5 protein-coding genes and 2 pseudogenes are annotated in these 2,326 nt (G+C 72.0%); all 7 read right to left on the bottom strand.

Annotation, left to right across the window (positions count from 1 at the left end; genetic code table 11):
* Positions 1-323: pseudogene (locus AC2W7M_RS24000) on the bottom strand (hypothetical protein); the annotation flags it as partial.
* Positions 296-403: a twin-arginine translocase TatA/TatE family subunit gene (locus tag AC2W7M_RS23995; protein WP_486135485.1), complete on the bottom strand. Its 108-nt coding sequence runs from the start codon at positions 401-403 to the stop codon at positions 296-298. The gene AC2W7M_RS23995 and the pseudogene AC2W7M_RS24000, both read right to left, overlap by 28 nt.
* A gap of 65 nt (positions 404-468) precedes the next feature.
* Positions 469-699 (bottom strand): twin-arginine translocase TatA/TatE family subunit, encoded by a 231-nt coding sequence (locus AC2W7M_RS23990; RefSeq protein ID WP_486135483.1) that lies wholly within the window; start codon positions 697-699, stop codon positions 469-471.
* 63 nt (positions 700-762) lie between these two features.
* Positions 763-900, bottom strand: coding sequence for a hypothetical protein (locus AC2W7M_RS23985; RefSeq protein ID WP_486135481.1), 138 nt, complete (start codon positions 898-900; stop codon positions 763-765).
* Positions 891-1,112, bottom strand: a complete 222-nt coding sequence (locus AC2W7M_RS23980) for a hypothetical protein (protein ID WP_486135480.1) — start codon at positions 1,110-1,112, stop codon at positions 891-893. The genes AC2W7M_RS23985 and AC2W7M_RS23980 overlap by 10 nt, the downstream gene beginning before the upstream one ends.
* Entirely contained in the window at positions 1,088-1,855 is a 768-nt protein-coding gene (locus AC2W7M_RS23975) for an ABC transporter ATP-binding protein (RefSeq protein ID WP_486135478.1), read from the bottom strand. Before AC2W7M_RS23975 ends, AC2W7M_RS23980 begins: the two co-directional genes overlap by 25 nt.
* Positions 1,852-2,326 (bottom strand): annotated as a pseudogene (gene scpB / locus AC2W7M_RS23970) (SMC-Scp complex subunit ScpB); the annotation flags it as partial. The pseudogene scpB and the gene AC2W7M_RS23975, both read right to left, overlap by 4 nt.

Here is a 2,326-nt window from a genome sequence, read left to right as displayed (position 1 = left end):
GGCGGGATCAGTTCGGCAGGGGCCGTGTCAGCGGCGACCGCGATCGGGGCGCCATCCGGCGCGGGCGCCTTCGGCTCCTCGGGGCGCGGCGGCTCGGCCTTGGTGCCGCCCTCCACGGTGGAGCGAATCTCCTCGCGGATCGACTTCAGCGGGTCGAACATGTCGGCAGTCGCCAGCGTCGATTTCGCGCTGTCGGTGATGTTGGTGATCTCCTTGCGCATGTCGGCGATGTCCGCCTCGCGCAGGGCTTCCTGGAACTGGCCCTGGAACTCGCCGGCCATGCGGCGCAGCTTGGTCACGGTCTTGCCCACGGTGCGCAGCACGTGGGAAGCTCGTGCGGGCCGATCACGATCAGCGCCACGATGCCGATGAGCATCAGCTCCGACCAGCCGATTTCGAACATGTGCGCGCCAAGCCGGCGGCGGAGCCGCCGCCCTCCTCAAGGGGTTGTGGTGGGCCGGCCTGAGATCAGACGGGCTTCTTCTCGGCCTCGGGGGCGCTCGCGTTCTGGTGCGGGATGGGGCGCGGGGCCTCGGGCGGGGTCGCCGTCTTCGGCTCGTCGTCCTCGGCCATGCCCTTCTTGAAGGACTTGATGCCCTTCGCCACGTCACCCATGAGATCGGAAATCTTGCCCCGACCGAACAGGAGGAGCACCACGGCCAGCACCACGATCCAGTGCCAGATGCTCATCGAACCCATTTACCGTCCTCCAGATTGTCTTGTGGCCCGGCGCATCGCACCGGGTCATGCGTGGGGCGCAGACTAGGCGTCGGAAGCGGCGAAAACAAGAACCTCGGCCGGATCGACGGAGAGGCCCACCTCCTCGCCGCGCGCCACCGTTCCGGCGTCCTTCAGCCGGGCGACCACCGGGCGGGCGATGCCCTCCACCATCACTTCCACGAGATCGAGCTCGCCCAGGAAGCGCCGGTCGAGGACGCGCCCCGGCACGCCGCAGCCGCGCGGCCGATGCGGATGCCGGTCGGCCGCGCCGCCGCCACCACCGGGCCGTCGGGAATGTCGGTCGGCACGGGGAAGGTGCCGAGCGCGGTTTCCACCCGCCCGCCGGCGGCGCTGCCGGGCGCCTCGTTCATCTCGCAGAAGAAGCGCGCCACGTTGAGGTCCGCCGGCTGGCGGTAGAGCGTCGCGGGCGGCCCACCTGCACCAGTTCGCCGCGGCGCACCAGAGCGATGCGGTCGGCGAGGCGCATCGCCTCCTCGGGATCGTGGGTGACGATGATGGAGGTCGCCTTGGCGTCGCGCAGCACGGCCAGCGTGTCGGCGCGCACCTGGTCGCGCAGGCGCCGGTCGAGGCCCGAGAACGGCTCGTCCAGCAGCAGAATGCCCGGGCGCGGCGCCATGGCGCGGGCGAGCGCCACGCGCTGCTGCTGGCCGCCGGACAATTCGTGCGGATAGGCGTTCGCCACCTCCTCCAGGTCGACCCGGGCGAGCGCGCGCCGCGCCTCCGCGAGCCCCTCCGCCCGCGGCAGGGCGCCGAGGCCGAACATCACGTTCTCCAGGTTGGTCAGATGCGGGAACAGGGCGAAATCCTGGAACACCAGCCCGACGCCGCGCTTTTCCGGCGGCAGGAAGGTGGAGCGCGAGGCCACTTCCCGCCCGTCGAGCAGGATGCGGCCGGAATCCGGCCGCTCGATGCCGGCGGCAAGGCGCAGCAGCGAGGTCTTGCCGCAGCCGGAATGGCCCAGCAGGCAGACCACCTCCCCCGGCTCCACGTCCAGCGACACGGCACGCACCGCCGGCACCGCCCCGTAGGCGAGGCTGACGTCCTCGAACGACAGGCGCTTGGCGATCGCGGCGGGGGTGCGGGCGCGCACGCCGAGGCTTGCGAGCGTGCTCACTCTCGGCCGTCCTCCTGCTCCTCGGGCTCGTCTTGGGGCTCGTCCTCGTCCGAGGGCGGCGGGGTCAGGGCGAAGTCCAGGGGCTCGGGCTCCAGTGTCTCCTCGTCCTCGTGCAGCTGCGGATCGTCGGAGGGCAGCGGAATGGTGAAGCCGGGCGGCAGGCGGCCGTCGATGAGGCCGGCGCCCTTCATCTCGTCGAGGCCCGGCAAATCCTGCACCTGGTCGAGCCCGAACTGCACCAGGAAAGCGGGCGTGGTGCCGTAGGTCACGGCCGGCCCGGCGCCTTGCGCGGCCGCGCAGGCGCACCCATCCGGTCTCCAGCAGCACGTCCAGCGTGCCCTTGGAGGTGGAGACGCCGCGGATCTCCTCGATCTCGGCGCGCGTCACCGGCTGGTGGTAGGCGACGATGGCCAGCACCTCCACGGCCGCGCGCGACAGCCGGCGCGGCTCGGGGGCGCGCGCCGCCACCAC

This window comes from Xanthobacter sp. BG11Y11_SDJG (assembly GCF_057364445.1).
The sequence above is the reverse complement of the archived record's forward strand: the minus strand, read 5'-3'. Positions and strand labels throughout refer to the sequence as shown.